Origin of the sequence: Inquilinus limosus MP06, from assembly GCF_000767795.1 — a bacterium.
Taxonomy (GTDB): domain Bacteria; phylum Pseudomonadota; class Alphaproteobacteria; order DSM-16000; family Inquilinaceae; genus Inquilinus; species Inquilinus limosus_E.
In genome coordinates this window covers 1-2,446 of the sequence record NZ_JANX01000754.1, presented here as the reverse complement: position 1 = coordinate 2,446, position 2,446 = coordinate 1, and the positions used below count along the sequence as shown (strand labels likewise).

At 72.0% G+C, this 2,446-nt stretch carries 5 protein-coding genes; 3 read left to right on the top strand and 2 right to left on the bottom strand.

Going from position 1 to position 2,446, the window contains the following annotated elements; all coding sequences use genetic code 11:
- Nucleotides 1–232, top strand: a 232-nt coding sequence (locus P409_RS31915; protein ID WP_430515672.1) for a helix-turn-helix domain-containing protein, incomplete at its 5' end; no start/stop codon positions are given.
- An 81-nt stretch (nt 233–313) separates the two neighbouring features.
- A complete protein-coding gene (gene ubiA / locus P409_RS31910; RefSeq protein WP_034848091.1) occupies nt 314–1,237 on the top strand; it encodes a 4-hydroxybenzoate octaprenyltransferase in 924 nt (307 codons plus the stop codon).
- Here the strand turns inward: ubiA and P409_RS31905 are convergent, their stop codons facing one another.
- Both P409_RS31905 and P409_RS39540 read right to left on the bottom strand, forming a co-directional pair.
- Nucleotides 1,238–1,579, bottom strand: a complete 342-nt coding sequence (locus P409_RS31905) for a DUF488 domain-containing protein (protein WP_034848089.1) — start codon at nt 1,577–1,579, stop codon at nt 1,238–1,240. It abuts the gene before it with no gap.
- Nucleotides 1,576–1,749 carry a hypothetical protein gene (locus P409_RS39540; protein WP_161790509.1) on the bottom strand — a complete coding sequence of 58 codons (174 nt, stop codon included), beginning with the start codon at nt 1,747–1,749 and terminating at the stop codon, nt 1,576–1,578. Before P409_RS39540 ends, P409_RS31905 begins: the two co-directional genes overlap by 4 nt.
- Before the next feature lie 125 nt (nt 1,750–1,874).
- Here P409_RS39540 and P409_RS31900 point away from each other — a divergent pair.
- Nucleotides 1,875–2,446: class I SAM-dependent methyltransferase (locus P409_RS31900; protein WP_034848087.1), on the top strand; the 572-nt coding region annotated here is incomplete at its 3' end.

The window sequence follows — 2,446 nt, the reverse complement described above, 5'->3', positions numbered from 1 at the left end:
GCCTTCCTGGCCGAGACCGGGCAGACCCCGGCCGAAGGCGGTGGAGCGGCTGCGCGCCGAGGCGGCCCGGCCGCGGATCGAGGACGGCGCCGAGCCGATCGAGGCTGTGGCGCGGGACGTCGGCTTCAGCGACCCGGAACGGATGCGCCGGGCCTTCCTGCGCTGCTTCGGCCAGCCGCCGCAGGCGATGCGGCGCGGAAGGCGCAGCTCGGCGCCGACGACGCATCCTTGAGCGCAGCGTCGATCTCGGCCTTTGCCGGCAGCCCGCAACGGCGGTACTGATGCGCCAGCACGCGCGATCGGCGACAGGACCATGATCGACACCGCCTCCGACATCCGGCCCCAGAGCCGGCTGCTCCGCTGGGCGCCGCCCGGCGTCCGGCCATACCTGACCCTGGCCCGGCTGGACCGGCCGAAGCCGGTCATGCTGCTGCTCTACCCCTGCTGGTGGGGGCTGGCGATGGCGCCCAGGGCGGCGGGGTTCGGCTGGACCGATCTCTGGTACATGCTCCTGTTCGCCGTCGGCGCGCTGGTGATGCGCGGCGCCGGCTGCACGGTGAACGACATCCTGGACCGCGACTTCGACGGCCGGGTGGCGCGCACCCGCACCCGGCCGATCCCCAGCGGCGCGGTCAGCCCGACCCAGGCGGTGCTGTTCCTGATCGCCCAGCTGCTGCTGGGCTTCCTGATCCTGGTCCAGTTCAACAGCGTCACCGTCGGGCTGGGCATCGCCTCGCTGCTGGTGGTGTTCACCTATCCGCTGATGAAGCGGATCACCTGGTGGCCGCAGTTCTTCCTGGGCCTGGCCTTCAACTGGGGCGCGCTGGTCGGCTGGACCGCGGTGACCGGCGGGCTGGCCCTGCCGTCGCTGATCCTGTTCGCCGCCGGCATCTGCTGGACCCTGGGCTATGACACGATCTACGCGCTGCAGGACATCGAGGACGACGCCCGCATCGGCCTCAAATCGACCGCGCGGCTGTTCGGCGCCGCCACCCGGCGCTGGGTGGCGGGCTTCTACGCGCTGACCGTGCTTGGCATCGGTGCCGCCGGGCTGCTGGCCGGGCTGGCGCCCCTGCCCTTCCTCATGCCATTGGCGCTCGCCGCGGCGCAGCTGGCCTGGCAGGTGGCGGCGCTGGTCCCCGACCGGCCGGCCGACTGCCTGGCCAAGTTCAACTCGAACCGCTGGTTCGGCCTCCTGGTGCTGGCCGGCCTCTTCGCCGGGCGCGCCTTCGCCTGATCAGCCGCCGAGATACTTGGCCAGGACGACCGCGTTGTTGTGCCGCTCGTCACGGCTGGCATAGAGCAGCGTCACCCAGCCGTCCTTGCTCTTCTGCCGCAGGAAGGCCACCGCGTTGGGATGGGCGTCCAGCTCGGCCGTGTAGCGATGGCAGAATTCCGGCCATTTCTCCGGCGCGGCATGCAGCCAGCGGCGCAACTCGTCGCTCGGCGCCACAGTCTTGAGCCAGAGGTCGAGCGCGGCCTCGTCCTTGGTCAGGCCGCGCGGCCACAGCCGGTCAACCAGGACGCGGAAACCGTCGCCCTCCTCGGGCGGGTCGTAGACGCGCTTGACCCGGATCATGAGCCCGCCTCGCCGCGCTTCCGCGGCTTGGGCTCGGCCTTCGGCTTCGGGTCCAGCCCGGCATAGGCCGGGTCGATCTCATGCAGGTAGCAGGGCGGGGAACTACACTCCCCGATCTCCTCTTCGGCCGGGCCGTCCTTCGGCCGGGCCGGGGCATGGCGGGTCGCCATCTCGCTCGTTTCCTCATCTGCAGCGACGATCCGTGCCGTCGCCGTTGAGCGAATCTTCCGCATTCCGGCGCGCGACATCAAGAGTCCGTGGCTCATCGCCGCCCTGCAGGATAGGAAGGGCGGCCATGGACGACATCGATGCCTTCATCCGCGCCAACACGGCGCCGACCCGCACGCCCCTGCTGCCCGAGCTGGTTCTGCACCTCGCCAGCGAAGTGACGCCGCTGTGGCAGGCGACCGAGGAGACACTGTGCCGCACCGGCCTGCCGCCGCCCTACTGGGCCTTCGCCTGGGTCGGCGGCCAGGCGGTGGCGCGACACATCCTGGATCGTCCGGACAGCGTGGCCGGGAAGCGGGTGTTCGACTTCGCCGCCGGCTCCGGCATCGTCGCCCTGGCCGCTTCCCGGGCCGGCGCCGCCGCGGTGACGGCGGCGGAGATCGACCCGATCGCGGTGGCGGCGATCCGGCTGAACGCGGCGGCGAATGGCTGCGCGGTCGCGGCCGACAGCGGCGACCGGATCGGCGACCCGCTGGACGGGTTCGACATCGTGACCGCCGGCGACGTCTGCTACGAGAAGCCGATGTCTGACCGGGTCATGCCCTGGCTGCGCGCCCTGGCCGGCGCCGGCAAGACCGTGCTGCTGGGCGACCCCGGCCGCGCCTACCGGCCGCAGGACGGGCTGGAGGAGATCGCCCG